General features: G+C 61.5%; 15 protein-coding genes and 1 pseudogene. 7 read left to right on the top strand and 9 right to left on the bottom strand.

The window, feature by feature from the left end; genetic code table 11:
- Positions 1–24: 24 nt before the first annotated feature.
- Genes ACSV9I_RS02910 through ACSV9I_RS02900 form a run of 3 tightly spaced genes read right to left on the bottom strand, consistent with a single transcriptional unit; the run spans position 25 to position 3,208 of the window.
- On the bottom strand, positions 25–948 hold the full coding sequence (locus ACSV9I_RS02910) for an ABC transporter permease (RefSeq protein ID WP_438327088.1): 924 nt from the start codon (positions 946–948) through the stop codon (positions 25–27).
- The gene (locus ACSV9I_RS02905) at positions 945–2,033 is read right to left on the bottom strand and encodes an ABC transporter permease (protein ID WP_438327678.1); all 1,089 of its coding nucleotides are present in this window, start codon (positions 2,031–2,033) and stop codon (positions 945–947) included. Before ACSV9I_RS02905 ends, ACSV9I_RS02910 begins: the two co-directional genes overlap by 4 nt.
- 50 nt (positions 2,034–2,083) lie before the next feature.
- Positions 2,084–3,208 (bottom strand): BMP family ABC transporter substrate-binding protein, encoded by a 1,125-nt coding sequence (locus tag ACSV9I_RS02900; RefSeq protein ID WP_438327086.1) that lies wholly within the window; start codon positions 3,206–3,208, stop codon positions 2,084–2,086.
- Between the two features lie 161 nt (positions 3,209–3,369).
- Between ACSV9I_RS02900 and ACSV9I_RS02895 the strand changes: the two genes are divergently transcribed.
- The gene (locus ACSV9I_RS02895; protein WP_438327085.1) at positions 3,370–4,278 is read left to right on the top strand and encodes a LysR family transcriptional regulator; all 909 of its coding nucleotides are present in this window, start codon (positions 3,370–3,372) and stop codon (positions 4,276–4,278) included.
- 171 nt (positions 4,279–4,449) lie between these two features.
- On the opposite strand, the pseudogene ACSV9I_RS02890 reads toward ACSV9I_RS02895, so the two are convergent.
- The 3 genes and pseudogenes from ACSV9I_RS02890 to ACSV9I_RS02880 all read right to left on the bottom strand — a co-directional run.
- Positions 4,450–5,014: pseudogene (locus ACSV9I_RS02890) on the bottom strand (DDE-type integrase/transposase/recombinase); the annotation flags it as partial.
- A 127-nt stretch (positions 5,015–5,141) separates the two neighbouring features.
- Entirely contained in the window at positions 5,142–5,597 is a 456-nt protein-coding gene (locus tag ACSV9I_RS02885; protein ID WP_438327083.1) for an iron chelate uptake ABC transporter family permease subunit, read from the bottom strand.
- A gap of 111 nt (positions 5,598–5,708) precedes the next feature.
- Entirely contained in the window at positions 5,709–6,134 is a 426-nt protein-coding gene (locus ACSV9I_RS02880; RefSeq protein ID WP_438327082.1) for an iron chelate uptake ABC transporter family permease subunit, read from the bottom strand.
- Positions 6,135–6,711: 577 nt separating this feature from the next.
- On the opposite strand from ACSV9I_RS02880, the gene dusA reads away from it, so the two are divergent.
- Complete coding sequence (gene dusA, locus ACSV9I_RS02875; protein ID WP_306765501.1) at positions 6,712–7,758, top strand: tRNA dihydrouridine(20/20a) synthase DusA; 1,047 nt, start codon at positions 6,712–6,714, stop codon at positions 7,756–7,758.
- Positions 7,759–7,880: 122 nt separating this feature from the next.
- On the opposite strand, the gene ACSV9I_RS02870 is transcribed toward dusA, so the two are convergent.
- Entirely contained in the window at positions 7,881–8,093 is a 213-nt protein-coding gene (locus ACSV9I_RS02870; RefSeq protein WP_054160253.1) for a cold-shock protein, read from the bottom strand.
- Between the two features lie 435 nt (positions 8,094–8,528).
- Between ACSV9I_RS02870 and ACSV9I_RS02865 the strand changes: the two genes are divergently transcribed.
- The 4 genes from ACSV9I_RS02865 to ACSV9I_RS02850 all read left to right on the top strand — a co-directional run bounded on the left by ACSV9I_RS02865 (position 8,529) and on the right by ACSV9I_RS02850 (position 11,241).
- On the top strand, positions 8,529–9,158 hold the full coding sequence (locus tag ACSV9I_RS02865) for a J domain-containing protein (protein WP_438327079.1): 630 nt from the start codon (positions 8,529–8,531) through the stop codon (positions 9,156–9,158).
- Positions 9,159–9,341: 183 nt separating this feature from the next.
- On the top strand, positions 9,342–9,815 hold the full coding sequence (locus ACSV9I_RS02860) for a hypothetical protein (protein WP_438327077.1): 474 nt from the start codon (positions 9,342–9,344) through the stop codon (positions 9,813–9,815).
- Between the two features lie 143 nt (positions 9,816–9,958).
- Entirely contained in the window at positions 9,959–10,624 is a 666-nt protein-coding gene (locus tag ACSV9I_RS02855; RefSeq protein ID WP_438327076.1) for a TetR/AcrR family transcriptional regulator, read from the top strand.
- 317 nt (positions 10,625–10,941) lie between these two features.
- Complete coding sequence (locus ACSV9I_RS02850) at positions 10,942–11,241, top strand: DUF6074 family protein (RefSeq protein WP_438327074.1); 300 nt, start codon at positions 10,942–10,944, stop codon at positions 11,239–11,241.
- 101 nt (positions 11,242–11,342) lie between these two features.
- Here the strand turns inward: ACSV9I_RS02850 and ACSV9I_RS02845 are convergent, their stop codons facing one another.
- On the bottom strand, positions 11,343–11,801 hold the full coding sequence (locus tag ACSV9I_RS02845) for a hypothetical protein (RefSeq protein WP_438327073.1): 459 nt from the start codon (positions 11,799–11,801) through the stop codon (positions 11,343–11,345).
- Positions 11,802–12,959: 1,158 nt separating this feature from the next.
- Here ACSV9I_RS02845 and ACSV9I_RS02840 point away from each other — a divergent pair.
- Positions 12,960–13,709: a hypothetical protein gene (locus ACSV9I_RS02840; protein WP_438327072.1), complete on the top strand. Its 750-nt coding sequence runs from the start codon at positions 12,960–12,962 to the stop codon at positions 13,707–13,709.
- A 277-nt stretch (positions 13,710–13,986) separates the two neighbouring features.
- Here the strand turns inward: ACSV9I_RS02840 and uvrB are convergent, their stop codons facing one another.
- Positions 13,987–17,064, bottom strand: a complete 3,078-nt coding sequence (gene uvrB / locus ACSV9I_RS02835) for an excinuclease ABC subunit UvrB (protein ID WP_438327071.1) — start codon at positions 17,062–17,064, stop codon at positions 13,987–13,989.
- Positions 17,065–17,078 lie beyond the last annotated feature (14 nt).

The raw sequence follows: 17,078 nt of genomic DNA, 5'->3' as shown, positions 1-17,078 counted from the left end.
CGCTTGCCGCCGGTGCGGCACTCTTCACTTGATGATGCTGAGTTCGCCGGGTGCAGACGGCATGGCGCGGGTGCGCGAGCTTGTCGCCACCAGGAGCCCGAGGGTGAGAACGTAAGGGGCTGCATAGAAGAGGTAGTAGCCGCTGGTGATGCCGACAGATTGCAAAGCCGGACCGAGCGCGCCGGCTCCGCCGAACAGCAGCGATGCATAGAGGCAGTTGATCGGGTTCCAGCGGGCAAAGATCACCAGCGCCACCGCCATCAGCCCCTGGCCGGAGGAGATGCCCTCGTTCCAGCTGCCGGGATAGTAGAGCGAAAGATAGGCGCCGCCGATACCGGCAAGCGCCCCGCCTGCCGCCGTACTCCAGAGCCGTACCTGGTTGACGTTGATGCCGAGTGCACGGGCCGCATCGGCGCTGTCGCCGGCCACCCGGATCGTAAGCCCGACACGGGTGTTCTTCAGCATCCAGGCCGTGGCGAAGGCAAGCAGGATGCCAGCAAGGAAGAGCACATTGACATTCAGTGCGGCCTGCACCTGGGGCATGCTTGACCAGAAACCGAGCGGGATGGTCGGCAGATCGGGTGCGACGGGCTGCACATAAGGCTTACCGAACAGGAAGGCGAGGCCCGTGCCGAAGATCATCAACGCAATGCCAATAGCAATATCGTTGACGCGCGGCAGGCGGCAGAGCCAGCCATGCAAGAGGCCGAAAAGCAGGCCAGAAAAGGCGGCAGCCAGGGTGCCGAGCCATGGCGATCCGGTCTGATAGGCGACTGCATATCCGCTCATGGCGCCGAAGACCAGCGTGCCCTCAAGCCCGAGATTGATACGCCCAGAGCGTTCCGTCAGGCACTCGCCGATGGACACGAATATGAAGGGTGTGGAGACACGGATTGCACCGCCAAGGATCGCAAGGGGCACGCCCCAAAACCCGATATCATCGGTCATTTCTGCCTCCGCTCAAGGAGTGCAAGGAAGCGGATGCGACCCTGCAGCGTGTCGGACAGGAGTATGGCGATAAAGACCATGCCCTCCAGAACCAGCACGGCCGCATCCGGCAGGTCCATGCGCCTCTGTATGAGCCCGCTCGACGCCTCGATACCGGCAAACAGAATTGCGGCGGGGATGACCGCCAGCCCGTTATGGCGGGCGAGGAAGGCAATGAGGATGCCCGTATAGCCGTAGCCTGCGGCCAGCGAGGCATTGGCCGAGCCGTGGATCGCCGCGACCTCGATCATGCCGGCGAGCCCTGCGAAGGCGCCGCCAAGTGCGGTGAAGCCGATGGCGAGCGTTCCGGCCGGAAGCCCCTGGATCTCGGCGGCGCGCACATTGCCGCCAACGATGCGGGCCGCAAACCCGATGGTGGTACGCTCGATCAGGATCCAGGCGAGAATGCAGGCGAGAATGCCGAAGGCAAGCCCCCAGTGGACGCCGATGCCCGGCATCTCGCCGATCCGCCAGGCGTCGGGCAGCGGTGCGGTGGAGGGTTTGTTCAGACTTGCCGGATCGCGAAAGGGGCCCTCGATCAGGTGATTCATCAGGGCTATCGCGATATAGGCCATCAAGAGGCTTGAGATCGTCTCGTTCACGCCGCGCAGGTAGCGCAGCGCACCGACCGTGCCGATCCACAGCGCGCCGATGGTCATGCCGCTCACCGCCATGAGAGCGATGCCGATGACAGCTGGAAGGCCCGGCATCAGCATGGCGACCACGCCTGCCGCCAGGCCGCCAAGAACGATCGCGCCCTCGCCACCGATGATGACGAGCCCGAGCCGCGCTGGTAACGCAACGCAGAGCGCCGCAAGCAGCAGCGGGGCTGCTCGCGTCAGCGTGTTTGTCCAGGAGAAGGCGGTGCCGAAGCCCGCCTTCAGGACGAGCCCGTAAAATTCAGCCGGCGACTTGCCGAACAGGGAGAGGAAGACCGCGAAGGCCACCATGCCCGCAAGGACCGCAGCCAGCGGCAGAAGAGCCGCCTCGATGCGGCGGGCGCCGGCCTCCGTAAGGAAGCCAGTTCGTCCGGAGAGCGATGCCATCTGATCGACCTGCAGGCTCATGATCGACAACTCCTGCCCGTGCTGTTCTCTCAAGAGGTGGAGCCGACCACGCCTTCGACGAGGTAGTTCATGCTCTCAAGCGCGACATCGGTCTCGACCAGCGCCTGGCCGGCGGTCGCCACCACATTGCCCTTGTTGTCCTTGAGCGGTCCGTTGATGGCGGCAAAACCGCCCTTCATGATCTCGGCCTGCACGGCCTCGAAGCGGGTGCGCGCCTCTGGCGTCACGGCCGGCCCGAGCGGGCTCATCTTGATGAAGCCGTCTGCCAGCCCGCCGCGCACGAAGTTCTCGATCTTGCCGCCCGCAAGCGTTGTCTTGACCATGTCAGTATAGACCTTGGCCCAGTTCCACTCCGCTCCGGTCAGATATTTCTCCGGCGCCAGCGCGCTCTGATTGGCGTGATAGCCGCACAGGTACATGCCGCGACCGGCTGCGGTCTCCATCACCACTTTCGGGCCGTCCACATGACAGGTGATGACGTCGACACCCTGGTCGGCAAGCGCATTGGTGGCTTCCGCCTCCTTGACCGCCAGCGACCATTCGCCGGTGAAAATGACCTGGCAGGTGATCGTGGGATCGACGGCACGCGCGCCGAGCAGGAAGGAATTGATGTTCAGGAGCACCTGCGGAATGGGCTTTGCGGCCACGAAGCCGATCTTCTTCGTCTTGGTTGCATAGCCGGCCGCGATACCGTTCAAATATTGGCCCATGCCGATATAGCCGAAATAGGAGCCGACATTCATCGGGTTGCTCGGCGTCCAAAGGCCGCCGCAATGCTGGAAGCGGACGTCCGGGTTCTTCGGCGCCAAAGCGAGGATGTGGGGATCGAAATAGCCGAAAGAGGTCGGGAATAGGAGTGTCGCGCCATCGAAGCTGATCATGCTCTCCATGGTCTTTTGCACATCGACCGTTTCGGGAACCTGTTCTTCCTCGATAACCGTCACACCCTCTATCGCACGGACGGCCGCCGCGCCTTCGGCATGTGACTGGTTGTAGCCGAAATCATCCTTCGGCCCTACATAGATGAAACCGACGGTAAGGCCGGCGGCACGCGCCGCACCGGTTGGCAGCAGACCGGAAAGGGCCGCAGCACCGGCAAGGCCTGCTGAGTTCATCAGAAACTGGCGACGATTAGGCATCGGGATCCTGGACATGTGCACGTTCCCCATTGTGTTCGTTGGGCCGGCACGGCCCCGGTTCTGTGGGCTCGGTCTCCGGCTGTCGGAGGCAGTAATCCAGTTGGACGCGCTTCTGTCTTGTGCTATGTTTTGGCCAGCCTGCTGCAAAAAATGCAGCACCGTAAACAGGGCCTTTCATGCGCTATCTCGCCTCCATCCGCTACATCGATGCAGTGGTGAAGGCCGGCTCGATCCGCGCCGCCGCCGACACGCTTGCCATCACGTCGACGGCGCTCAACCGGCGCATTCTGGCGATGGAGGAAGAACTGGGCGTGCCAATCTTCGAACGGCTACCGCATGGGGTGCGCCTGTCGGCTGCCGGCGAGATCTATATTCACCACATCCGCAACCAATTGTCGGACATGGAACGGGTGCGTTCGCAGATCGCAGATCTTTCAGGCGTGCGACGCGGCCATGTATCGATTGCCTGCAGCCAGGCACTCTTGCCCTATTTCTTGCCGAGTCAAATCGCGCTCTATCGCAAGGAACACCCGAACGTCACCTTCAGCGTCCACCTGAGGGATCGTGAGGCGGCTGAGCACGCGCTCGTGGATCACAGTGCCGATCTTGCTATCGTCTTCGAGCCTGTGCGTCTGACGGACTTCATGACGCTTATCCGTGTGCGCCAACCGGTGCATGTCGTCATGTCCCCTGACCATCCGTTGACAGCAAGGGCAAAGGTCAGGCTATCTGATTGTGTCGACTACCCGATCGCGCTGCCGACGACGGCCTATGGTGTACGCCATCTGCTCGACATTGCCATGCGCGTTGCCGGAGTGCGCCTCGATCCGGTTATACAGTCCGACAATTTTGAATTCCTGCGCAACCACGCGGTGATCGAGAACATCCTCACATTCCAGATCCCCATAGGTCTCTCGAACCAGACCTCGACCGGCTGGATGGTTTCACGCCCGCTCGATGGGCGCGACGTTCCCGCCGGCATCCTCTACCTCGGTCAGTTGAAGGGTCGCACCTTGCCAGTGGCAGCCGCACGTTTTGCCTCGCAACTCACCAACTGCCTCGCCAGCCAGTTTGAAGTCTCTTAAAGCCCTAACGAGATCGCCCCAGAGTTGGGGAGGTAATCCCGCCACCTTGGTCTCTGCTAGGGGCGCTGCCGTAATTTGCAGGGCCACCTTCTATGCGGGCGGTGTTGTCACCGCAATTTGCCGAGGCCGATAAGGACATGAGGTTCCTGGATTTTCCGGGGAGGTAGGCCGCGCTCCTGGCGATCGGTGGCCTTGCACGGTTCGTTTTGGAAACGGTATTGCTGTTCGCGCCCGATTGTGGAGGTACTTGTGTGTCCAATGGTCGACGCCGGGCGCCGCTTCGGACTTTCCCGCTCCATATGAGTGAAACCTCTTGGGTGACTTCCGCTTGGGAGCATAGAGATATTGCTGCATAGACGAAACCAGCAGGCGATTGGCGGCTCTATTGTCGCGGTGCCTACAGCAAGATTTCTTCGAGCACCGTGCCATGCTGATCAACCGTGCGCCAAAGCCAGAGCTTGGTTCCGGCGCATTTCACCACGACTTCATCCGGACAACAATTTCCCCGACGCGCGCCTGTCACCGCCTCAGATTGCGAAGGATCTGAGGTCCGAACTTGGCTATTCAACGACTGATAGGAAACGGCGATCCCACGCTCGAGCAGCATTTCCTCAACTTCAAGCAGGCTCAGGTCAAAACGTGACTGAAGCCAAACTGTTTGAGCAACGATCTGCGGCGGAAAGCGGCGACGCTTGATGCTGAATCTGCTGTCTGCAGTGCCGACATTAACGCCCAGCAGTCAGGTAATCGCGAGTCGGTTAGTGTAACAAAACCGTGCCGACTGCGCGCGCGGTTTGTAGCAACTTGTTCGATACGCGGTAGAACGTTTTAGGCCCGTCCATCTCAGCGCATTGACGCAATGCCTAACGTCTTCTACCCAACAGATACATCAAACACGGAGCACCGAGTAGGGCAGACACCAGCCCTGCTGGAATCTGGTAGGGCGCCGCGATGGTACGGCCGACGAAATCGGCGATGACCATGAGTCCGCCACCGATAAGGGCTGCCCCGATCATCTGCGGCAGTGCACGTTTAAAACCAGCTTCTCTCGCAAAATGCGGGGCCATAAGGCCGACGAAAGAGAGCGGACCAACGGTCAGCGTTGCTGCGGCCGTCATCAGACCGGCAAGCCCAAACAACATCAATCTCGATCGCGCCAGCGGTATGCCCACCGCAGTTGAAGGTGCCGGGCCGAGCGGCAGGATATCCAGCCAACGGCGCGCGGCAAATGCGATTGCGATCAGCACCGCTGCGATGATGACTTCCACTTGAGCCATCGAGCCGTTGACCAGATATGTCGAACCGCTCATCCAGCGCATGAGCAGAACGGCTCTCGGAACTCAGAACGCCGACGGCCGCGTCAACCATGGCGCTCAGTGCGGTGCCGGCCAGCAGCACCCGTTCCGGGGCGAAGGTAGAGCGACGTGAAGTCAGAAGTATGACGCCGAGAACCGCAACAGCGCCAGCGACGGCGAAGACAAACTGCCCTTAAAGACCGGGGCTGACGGCAAAAAGCGCGATCGCAACGCCAAAGTTGCGCCAGCGCTGATACCCAAGACCTCGGGGCTCGCCATCTCGTTGCCAGTCAGCTTTTGGAGAATGAGGCCAGCAACGCCAAGCATTGCCCCGGATGCAAAAGCCGCAAGGACCTTCGGTGTCCGGACCGCGAGAATGTCGCCGAGGAACTCTCCGGAGACAACAGCCAAGGTGCCGCCGGGACCGCGACCGATAAAGAGGCTGATGGCGATAACCATCAGGAGGCCAACGACAACAATGATGACGGGGACTTTTGAATTCCATCGGCGCAGGCTTTGACGCGCTGCTGATACCCATCCGACGTGCAACCTTGACAGCATCCTTCATCTCCTGCTCGTCGAGCCGATGGCGCCAGATCGGCTGCGCGATTGCGAATATCGCCACAAGATGACAATCGAAATATTCAAGTGTCTGTTGTTGCCTTGTCATGTATTTCAGTAATTCAATGAAATCTTTCTAATTTGTGGAAGAGTAGCGCATTTTTGTGATATTGAAACTATTCTCGCCTTCAGAGATTTAACGTTTGTGCACAGAATATCTTTTATGGTCTCATCGGTGTAGCGCTGTGTGAAATTGGACGATGTTGTCCGATCATCATTTTGAAATTGGTGGGGACCCCTGGTTTGGACAGGTACTGTTCGCGTTTTGAAATCCAGGCTGCGGTCGCAGGACGTCTGTCAAAGGTCTCGGTCTCGTGATAAGTCACGCCATCCTACATGCCCCCAGCTCGCGCTCGGTAAGCGACGCTGCCATCTTGCGCGCGCCGATAGTGCCCATGGGCGGCTCCGAGTTGGGTCCACGGATTACCGTATTTGGTCAACTAGACCAGATACGGTGCCGGAATTGGCGAAAATAGCGCTTAACGAGCATGAACAAGACGATGAAAAGGTCCAGCAAGTGTCTGTAAATCCTAAAAACGTCAATTATTTCATGGCTCCCGTTTTTGCCGTTGCGCCGATGATCGACTGGACGGACCGGCATTGCCGCGTCTTCCATCGCATGCTGACTCGTGAGGCTTTGCTCTACACCGAAATGATCGTGGCCGATGCGATCCTGCACGGCCCGCGCGACAAGCTGCTGGGTTTCTCGGTGCAGGAACATCCCGTCGCCCTGCAGCTCGGCGGCTCGGATCCGGTAAAGCTCGCCGAGGCGGTGAAGATCGCCGTCGACTATGGCTATGACGAGATCAACCTCAATGTCGGCTGCCCCTCAGACCGCGTGCAGTCCGGCACGTTTGGCGCCTGCCTGATGCAGACACCGGCCATTGTTGCCGATTGTGTCTCGGCAATGAAAGCGGTGGCCACCGTCCCGGTGACGGTCAAATGCCGGATCGGGGTAGACGATCAGGAGCCTGCCGATGTGCTGCCGGATTTTCTCCGCCGGATGATCGGGGCAGGGGCTGACGCAATCTGGATCCATGCCCGCAAAGCCTGGCTGAAGGGGCTGTCACCGAAGGAGAATCGGGAAATTCCCCCGCTCGACTACGAGCTTGTCTACCGGATGAAGCGCGAAAACCCTCACGTCTTTCTCGGACTCAATGGCGGCATTACCGATCTCGATCAGGCAAGTGAGCATCTGACCGTCATGGACGGCGTCATGCTGGGCCGGGCCAGCTACCATAATGCGACGCTGCTGACCGACGTCGATCACCGCATTTATGGCACAGCCCACGTGCCGGTCGATTGGGACGGTATTCGCGATGCGATGATGGCCTATGCCGATCAGGTGATGGCGGGTGGTGGACGACTGAATCACGTGACCCGCCATATGATCGGCTTGTTCCAGGGCTTTGCCGGAGCGCGGCGTTACCGGCAGATCCTGTCGTCCGATGCAACGAAGCCCGGTGCCTCGCCGGCGCTGATCGCGGAGGCATTCGCCGCCGTCGATATCACCGCCGGTCCGAAGCTCCAGCCCGGGCCGGCTGCCGAGGCCGCCGCCGAATAATCTGCGAAACAATCTGCGGTGCTCGCAGCGGAAGAAAGTACCGAAAAACGAAAACGGCGCCCGTGGGGCGCCATTTCCTTGTTCATGCTGGAGCAGCGATGTCGCGCTCCGGTCCTTGTCTATCAGCCGGCCTGGATATTGACGGCCTTCGGGCCCTTGCCCATGCGGTCCGGCTCGGTGTCAAAGCTGACCTGTTGACCTTCTGACAGGGTGTCGAGGCCAGATGCCTGAACGGCAGAGATGTGCACGAACACATCTTTTGCGCCGCCATCCGGCGTAATGAAGCCAAAACCCTTGTCCTGGTTGAAGAATTTGACGGTGCCCTTGCTGGCCATGGGAGATGTTCCTTGATGTCCCGAGTGTGTCTCAAGCCCACCCGGCGACCGGGAAAGCCGTTGGCGTCCCGCCGTGGCAGGACCGTCGAGTGGTCGCGATAACGGGGAAAGAACGTCTACAATCGGGGAGGAAGCCCCCCTTGACCGCTTGGCGGTCGCTACAGCCAGTCCAGTCTCCGGGATCCGTAGTGCCCGAACAATCAAAGACGTATGGGCAATTCCAGCTGGTGACAAGAGCGAAAGAGTTGGCCGCTTGCCGAAATTCCTCCGCAATCGACACGGATCCTCCCAATCGAGGGGGGCTTTTGTCGCGCGTATGCCTCCCGTTAATCGGTTTCGATTAGCATCGTCGTTAATCGTAACCAACGAAACGTGATAGCCGTCGCTTGATGACCGGGGGACGACACGGTAGTCACACCATCTCGGGATGGCGTGATGCAAGCAGAGGCAAGACGGGGTGCCAGAGTGATCGATCCCTATGACATGCTCGGTGTCGGGCGCGAAGCCGACGAACCGACCATCAAGGCAGCCTATCGCAGGCTCGCCAAAACGGCGCATCCGGATGCCGGCGGCGACGCGGACCGATTCGCCAAAATTTCCGCCTGCTACGACCTCCTGAAGGATCCCGTCCGCCGCAAGGTCTATGACGACACCGGCTATGACCCGCAGCTCGCCGAGCCGACTGACCTCAAGGGTCTGATGGTGCTCGAATCGCTGGTCAATGACATGATCCTTGACGAGCGCGAGCCGGGCAGCTTCGATCCGGTCGCCTCGCTGCGCCGCAAACTGACCGACGATATACTGAAGGCGCGCTTCCATATCCTCGAGCTCGAGCGCCATCGTGGCCGGGTGCGCAAACATATCGACCGTCTCGGCAAGCGCCCCGAGGCCGACGTCCTCGGCTCCATGCTGCGCGCCCGCACCCAGTCGATCACCGATGCGATCCGTGCCTCCGAGACCCAGATCCGGGCCATTGAGCGCGCCTATAGCATGCTCGACGGCTATTCCTACGAGATGGAACAGGCGGCCGAGGTCGAGGTCGAATTGCCCAAGGCAGCAGAATAGGCCGAGGCCTTGGCTCGTCGGCAATTTCCTCCGGCACGCGATTCTTTGGCGCCGGAGCGGCGTCATCCTCCGCGCCCCATCCAGATGCGAAGCCGAATTTGGAAACCCCGAAGGCCGGTCGATTACCTTAATTTGTAACACATACAGTCCTCCTTGCCTGATTCACGCATGGGGAAAAACATTATGGTTTCATCGATTTCATCCAGTTCCGGTAGCGTTGCCGTCTCGACCCTGTCCTCTTCCGGGTCGGTTTCACAGCTCAAGGCGCAGTTGGCGGCCAAGCAGTCGGAATTGGCGGCTGCGACCACTGAAGAGGAAAAGGCGACCCTCACCGAGGAAATCGCGACGCTGAAGGCAAGCATTGCCGCGCTCGAATCGACCGGTGCCGCCGATAGCGCCGCCAGCACCGGAAACGCGACCCAGTCCCAGACCAAGTCTGCGCCGACGGTCAGCGTCACGACGGCCGACCGGGCAGCACCGGAGGCGAAGATATCGTCGGCCGCCGCCGATGTGCTGATGTCGCTCCAGGCGAGCGGCGTCTCAAGCCGTGACGACGAGTCCGCGACCGAAGCTGCAACGGCCGCAGCCGAGGCCGAGGATGCGGCAAAGGCACAGGAGCAGCTGGACGCAGCCGCCGAGGACGAGAACCGCGTCTGATCCGCCGCGATCCGAACGAGCTTGAACGAGGCGAGGAGGGGTGCAAGCGGCTTGCACCCCTTTCTCAATATCGTCAGGCCACTTGCAAGCCGAGCGCGACTCTCATCCAAAGGTGTTGGGCGGGCAGGATCACGGGGTTGGGCATGGACGAGACGGGCCGGATGAACGGCGAGGGCAGGCGGCAGCCGCTGCGGCGGGGGCCCGGCCGGCCCCGGCAGAACCAGGATGACGAAATCCGCACCCGGCTTGTCGGCATCGCCTTTTCGTTCTTTGTCGCCCATGGCTATGAGGCGACCTCCGTCGCTGCCATTGCGGCTGCGGGCCAGGTCTCGAAGCGCACCGTCTACCAGCTCTTCCCCGGCAAGATCGACCTGTTTGCCGCAAGCGTCGCCCATCACCGCAGCCTGATGTTCGATGTCACGCCGCCCGATCAAGACACCGCCGCAGAAGAACAGCTGGCGCGGCTCTTCTGCATCGACATCGACCCGCAGACCGCCGCCATCCGCGAAGCCTTTCTCGCCCGCGCCGTCGAGGCCATGCGGCTTGAACCGGCGCTGGTGCCAATCATCGAGGCCGAGGGCGTCGAGGCCTCGCGCCGCGCACTGACCGACTGGCTGGCCGAAGGCAGCCGGATCGGCCTCCTGTCGATCGACGATCCCTTGGAGACGGCGCATATCCTGATGGAAATTGTCTTCGGCGCCATGGCGCTGAAAACCGGGCAGGGCACCGAATGGCCGGGCGGAGCCGACCGTGCCGCCTTCCTGCGCCGCTGCTTCCGGCTTCTGGTGACGGGCATCGGCGCCCGCTAAGCCGAGGAGCGCAGGAGGGCTCCGTCGCCACCGGAGACCGCACCAGGTTCGAGCAGGTCCGAACAAGTCCGCAGCCATCGCCAATTTTGGGGACAAGGTGTCAATGAATGTTGACACATCCATATGGTGTTTTAGTGTTGCGACATACTCAGGTGGGTTAGCCGTTGTTGAAGACGGTATAGGCTCGGTCACCCCAGTAAGACTGGCAGGCAGTGAACGGGTCGGGTTCGGCAGATCATGGATCGTCGAAGCAGGAAGTCGTTTCACTGGATGAGACTTCAAGCACAGCAATATGAGATTGGCTGGAGAACCCCCACATGCAGCAGGACGACTTTGTTTCGACGCGGGTCGAAATGATTCTATACTTTCCGCTGGCGCGCCGCGCCGAACTGGTACGCAACTCCGCCCACAGGCTGGACCAGCTGAACGGTCCGCCCGCCACCGAATTCTGGAGGGCACTGTGCCGGGACCTGGCCCAAGAGCTTTTGGCGCTGGGCCACCCCTATGACGAGGCACGGGATGAAATCCTGAATTTCCAGGATGCCGTTCATCTCGAATTGCGCCGGATGCATGATCACCAGAAGCGCCCTCTCGACCGTCAGATGACAGCCAGCTGAGCCCAGGCTTGCAAGGCCGCGCGACGGCGGATCCGGTTTGCCGGCTCCAGCCGCCGCAGCCTCCCGGCGATCTGTGCCGGAGCCACGCTGTCATGGCAGGTTTAGCGGAGGGAGGAGCAAATCCTGGCAAACTGCTTGGGATCGGGATCGCGGCGCAGCCAGGCGCGCAGTCCGGCGCGTTCGCGGTCGGGATGCAGGCCGGGGCGCGCATGCACCTGCTGCAGCAGCGCCATCGAGTGACGCAGGCGCTCGGCTTTGTCAGGGTCCGCAGGCCAGGGCTCGCGTGCCTCGCTCCCGTAGATGAAATCCATGATGACCCGGCTGACCACCGCCTGTTGGCGCACAAACGTCGCATCGACCCCATGAATGCAGGGCGGCAGTTCGGTGGCCCGCCAGATCGGTTCTCCGAGCGGAGTGACACGGCCCATGCAATGGCCGCTGCGGCGGCATTGCCGGGTGCGGCAGGTCGCCGGGTATCTGGCCAGGGCAACCATATTGCGCATCATGCGCAGGTCCAGCATTTCGGCATTGGGTCCGTTTGCGGTGTCCAGTTTGGGCATGGTGGTCTCCTTTCCGTGGGTTGGATGGGGTGGGCGGCTTCTCGTCTCCCCCACAGCGGGGGGGGGGAACTGAACTTTCAAAAACCCCAAGCTTCGCCGCCGGTCGGGATCACTCCCTCCGGGGATGGCTTTATTTGTCTCGGACGGGGCGCCAGAAGCAGCCTGTCTAAGTATAAGTATGTGGCTCCTTCCGGCGCCCCGTTCGGCGTCTATTCCCGCTTGCATGCGTCTCTCTGGCAAGGCGGCGACGGTCTTCGGGGTGATCCCCAAAGATGGACCGGGCTAAGGGTCCGGCTTGGCAACAACTCCCGAGGGAATGTCTGCCATAGCCTGGCCGGTGGCCCGGGAGGTTCCCGCCGGATGGTGCACCATTCCGACCGGGACCCTCGCCCGGGGGATGGGATCTGTCTTGCGACTGACCCCGATCCCCGCCGTTTGTTTCGCCCCGCCGTCAGGTCTTGTTCGCGACAGCGTTGGCGCCTTGTCTGTGTGCCTCTGAGGCACGCCCTTCCGATCGAGTATCCGGGTTCTGAGGCATCCGACCCCATTACCCTCGTCCAGCTCTTCGTCCGGAGGGAGACCGTTGCAAGCGGGCCGGGGTTTTATGCCTGCGACAGCACATCGCCCCGGCGCCGATCCCGCCTCGCCTGACATCGCATCGTCAGGTGTATCCGAGGGCGGAACGGGGAAGAGTCTACGAGAGGAAAAATGGGCGGGGATGAAAAAACTTTGTTTTGTTGATTTTGCTGCGGGATTTTCGGAATTCATCCCCGGGCAACTGCTGGAATTGAGGGGCTTTTGGTGGCCCCGCCTATCTCCCCCCTTGCGGGGGAGAAAGCGAAATCGAGGAATTGGCCCGATCAGGGCCAAACCTCAGATTTCGCAAGAGGGGGGCTCGGTCAGGTTATTGCCAACGGAACTGTGCCCCTCTCCAGGAAAATCTGAAGTTTAGGCGGCTTACGCGCGCCTAACCCTTCGATTTTCCGTCCTCCCCCGCATGGGGGGAGGTGGGATGCGGCGCTACACGGAGCGAGACCGTTGCAGAAGGCCGCCTCCGCTTCATGTTGCCTTGCCGCATCCAGGATTTGCGCTAGCCGCTCGCATGAACCTTTGGTACATCGTCTCGGGGGAATGCAGCTTGCACGGGGGACGTCACCGATGACAATTCGACCGCCCGACAAAGTGATGGCATGGCTCGGGCCGCTGGCATTGATAAACGTCTTCGTCTGGATTGTTCTATGGACGCCCGAAGCAAATCAGACGATTTGTGCCAAGTCCGATAACTGTTTGGTGGACTGGACTGGTGCTCTAAGCGGGTGGGCCGCAGCTTTCGGGGCACTGCTTGCCGGTTGGTGGACGATATCAGGTCTCCGAAAGCAGATAGAGCAGCAGCAGACCCAGATTGATTTCCAGCTCGGCGATGGTTCGCCAACAATACAACCCCTCGGGAAGAGAAATGATCATACGCGAGCACGATTCAAATTCGTGAATTGGAACAGACGTACGGTCACCATTACTAAAGTCACCGCAACAGCTGGTGCTTTCACCGCACCCTTGATCGCTGTTGAACATGAAGTCACTTCCGAAAAGGGGGTAAGCGAATATCCGGTGAGGCCCAACGGCACGTTGGATTGGAAGCCATTTATCAACGGTTGGCTTGATCGAAGCAAACCTGCTCCATTCTTGGACTTTAGGCTAAAATATAACGAAGAGGATCTCTCCATTTTTCCACCACACCCGCGAGAGCCGGTAACGATCCGGTTGACCGCCCGAGCTGTTGGTGAAGTGTCGGCTGTGGAGTGGCAACTTGAGCTTGTAATGGATCGATGGGGCGTTTTCCCAATTAGTGAGGCTTATCGTCTTGAGCATGACCAAGTGCTTCGTGAAGGGGGCTATGATCAATACTAGATTTAGTCTTCGTTCCCACCAGAGGATAGCATCACCGCCCCGGTCGTCCCGTTTCCCTTTGGTCCTCGCCTCACGCTTGCCGTCGGCTGTATCCTCGTAGGAGCCAGCGCGAGCGCGGATGATGGGGCGAGGAGCGGGGATGCCCCTCATCCGCCCTTCGGCACTGCCGGCTCTTCGCAGCGCTCAGCGCGTACGTTACTGCCATCGATCCATTGGATCGATGGCTTCGTTTCACGAACCGTGCCTCACCCCCGCAGGCGGGGAGAAGGAAGAGCCGTCACCGCCCCGGTCGCCCCGTCTTGCCCTTCGTCCGGCCCTTGCGCTTCTGATCCATCGGATCCTCGTAGGAGCCGGCGCCAGCGCGGGCGCGGATGATGGGGCGGGGGTCGTCTGAGCCCCTGGAGCCTGGGGTCCCCCCCTCTGCCGCCTGCGGCGACATCTCCCCCACAGGGGGGGAGAGCGGGCTGCGGCCCGACTCGGGCTTCGGCTTCTCCGGCAGCTTACCGGTCACCGGTTTTTCGGTGCGGCCAACGGTCATTTCGTCGAGCGTGTTCTTGCGGAAATAGGAGCTTTCCGGGCCCGATTTCGGCATCGGCACGGCGCCGTCGGTGCCGGGGCCCATGTCGTCGATATGGGGTTTGGAGAAATAGCTGCCCTTGCCCTCCGGCACGCCCGACTTGTTGCGGCCTGAGGTGGAGATGCGGGGTTGGTCAACAGACCCCTCTCCAGCCCGCCCCACAGGGGGGAGGGAGTCCGTCGCGTTTGGAGCGACCTTGCGGCTTCCTCCGCCGCCGCTCTCCGTTGCCTTCGCCTCCTGCTTGGCGATGGGGTCGTCCATGGCGGCGAGTTCGACGGCTTTGAGGCGCTTGATTTCGTCGCGCAGGCGGGCGGCCTTTTCGAAGTCGAGATCGGCGGCAGCGTCGCGCATGTCCTTTTCCAGCGCGTTGAGATGGCTCTGGAGATTGTTGCCGACGAGGTGGCCGCCATCGGCAAAGCCCTTGCCGGAGACGCCGGAGATATCGGCGCGGACGTGGTCGCGCTCGTAGACGCTGTCGAGAATGTCGGAGATGCGGGCCTTGACCGATTCCGGCGTGATGCCGTGTTCGATATTGTAGGCCACCTGCTTTTCGCGGCGGCGCGCGGTTTCGTCCATGGCGCGCTGCATGGAGCCGGTGATCTGGTCGGCATAGAGGATGACCTTGCCGTCGACATTTCGCGCGGCGCGGCCGATGGTCTGGATGAGCGAGGTTTCCGAGCGCAGAAAACCTTCCTTGTCGGCATCGAGGATGGCGACGAAGCCGCATTCGGGAATGTCGAGGCCTTCGCGCAGCAGGTTGATGCCGACGAGCACATCGAAGGCGCCGAGGCGCAAGTCCCGGATGATCTCGATCCGCTCCAGCGTGTCGATGTCGGAATGCATGTAGCGGACGCGCACGCCCTGTTCATGCAGATATTCGGTCAAGTCTTCGGCCATGCGCTTGGTGAGCACGGTGACGAGGGTGCGGTACCCCTTGAGCGCGGTTTCGCGGATTTCGCCGAGCACGTCATCGACCTGGGATTTTGCCGGACGGATCTCGACCGGCGGGTCGATCAGGCCTGTCGGGCGGATGACCTGTTCGGCAAAGACGCCGCCGGCGGCTTCCATTTCCCAGTCGCCGGGCGTGGCGGAGACGGCGATGGTCTGGGGGCGCATGGCGTCCCATTCCTCGAAGCGCAGCGGACGGTTGTCCATGCACGACGGCAGGCGGAAGCCGTATTCGGCCAGCGTCGCCTTGCGCCGGAAGTCGCCGCGATACATGCCGCCGATTTGGCTGACGGAAACATGGCTTTCGTCGATGAAGAGCAGGGCGTTGTCGGGAATGTATTCGAACAGCGTCGGTGGCGGCTCGCCGGGTTTGCGGCCGGTAAGGTAACGTGAATAGTTCTCGATGCCGGCGCAGGAGCCGGTGGCTTCGAGCATTTCGATGTCGTATTTCGTCCGCTGTTCGAGGCGCTGGGCTTCCAGCAGGCGACCGCCTTTTTCCAGCTCGGCGAGGCGCATTTTCAGCTCCTCCTTGATCGACTTGATCGCGCCGTTGAGGGCGGGGCGCGGCGTGACATAGTGGCTGTTGGCGTAGATCTTCACCGATTTCATGTCGCCGGTCTTCTTGCCGGTGAGCGGGTCGAATTCGGTGATCGACTCGATCTCGTCGCCGAACAGCGTGATGCGCCAGGCGGCATCCTCCAGGTGGGCGGGGAAGAGTTCGATCGTGTCGCCGCGCACGCGGAAGGAGCCGCGGACAAAGTTGATGTCCTGGCGCTTGTATTGCTGGGCGACGAGGTCGGCCAAGAGCTGGCGCTGGTCGATGCGGTCGCCGACCGACATCTGGAAGGTCATGGCGGTGTAGGTTTCGACCGAGCCGATACCATAGATGCAGGAGACGGAGGCGACGATGATGCAATCGTCACGCTCGAGGATGGCGCGGGTGGCGGCGTGGCGCATGCGGTCGATCTGTTCGTTGATCGACGATTCCTTCTCGATAAAGGTATCCGAGCGCGGCACATAGGCTTCCGGCTGGTAGTAGTCGTAATAGGAGACGAAATACTCCACCGCATTGTCGGGGAAGAAGTTCTTGAACTCGGAATAGAGCTGGGCAGCCAGCGTCTTGTTCGGTGCGAGGATGACGGCCGGGCGCTGGGTGGCTTCGATCACCTTGGCCATGGTGAAGGTCTTGCCGGAGCCGGTGACGCCGAGCAGGACCTGGGTTCGGTCGTCATTCGACAGACCCTCGACGAGGTCCTTGATCGCGGTCGGCTGGTCGCCGGCGGGCTCGAAATCGGAGGCCATGCGGATCTTGACGCCGCCTTCGGATTTCGCCGGGCGGGCCGGGCGGTGGGGCATCCACAGTTCGCCATTCTTGAACAGCGGATTGCCGCTTTCAATCAGCGCCGAGAGCGCCTCGACGGTGGCGGTCACGGCGCCGGTCGCCAGCGATTCGGCTTCTTCCAGCGACACATCCATGCCGGCGATGGGATTGAGGCCGGCAGCGGCGCGGGTCTTCGGGTCGGAGGACGCGCCGATCGAGACGCCGCGGGACGTCTTGGTCGAGGTGGTGTTCTTGGCGGTCGTTGGCTTGGCCTTTTCCAGCGCCACCTTTTCCGCATGGCGGCGGGCCTCGATCTCGATCTTCTTGCGGTGCTTGCCGGCTTTCGACGCCAGTTCCCGCTGGCTCTCGACGGTCGAAGCCTCGGCTTCCGCCTCCAGTTGCTTCACCCAATCCGAAACCGAGCCGGAGAGCGGCGCGCCTTCGAAAGCGGTCTGCGGGGCTTCCTCGAAACCGGTCGAGGGGGCGGAGGATTTGGGAGACTTGGCCATGGCCGGAATATGGA

It is taken from the genome of Rhizobium sp. G187, from assembly GCF_051549525.1.
GTDB lineage: Bacteria > Pseudomonadota > Alphaproteobacteria > Rhizobiales > Rhizobiaceae > Allorhizobium.
Note: the sequence above shows the minus strand (reverse complement) of the source record. Positions and strands in the feature narration are given on the sequence as shown.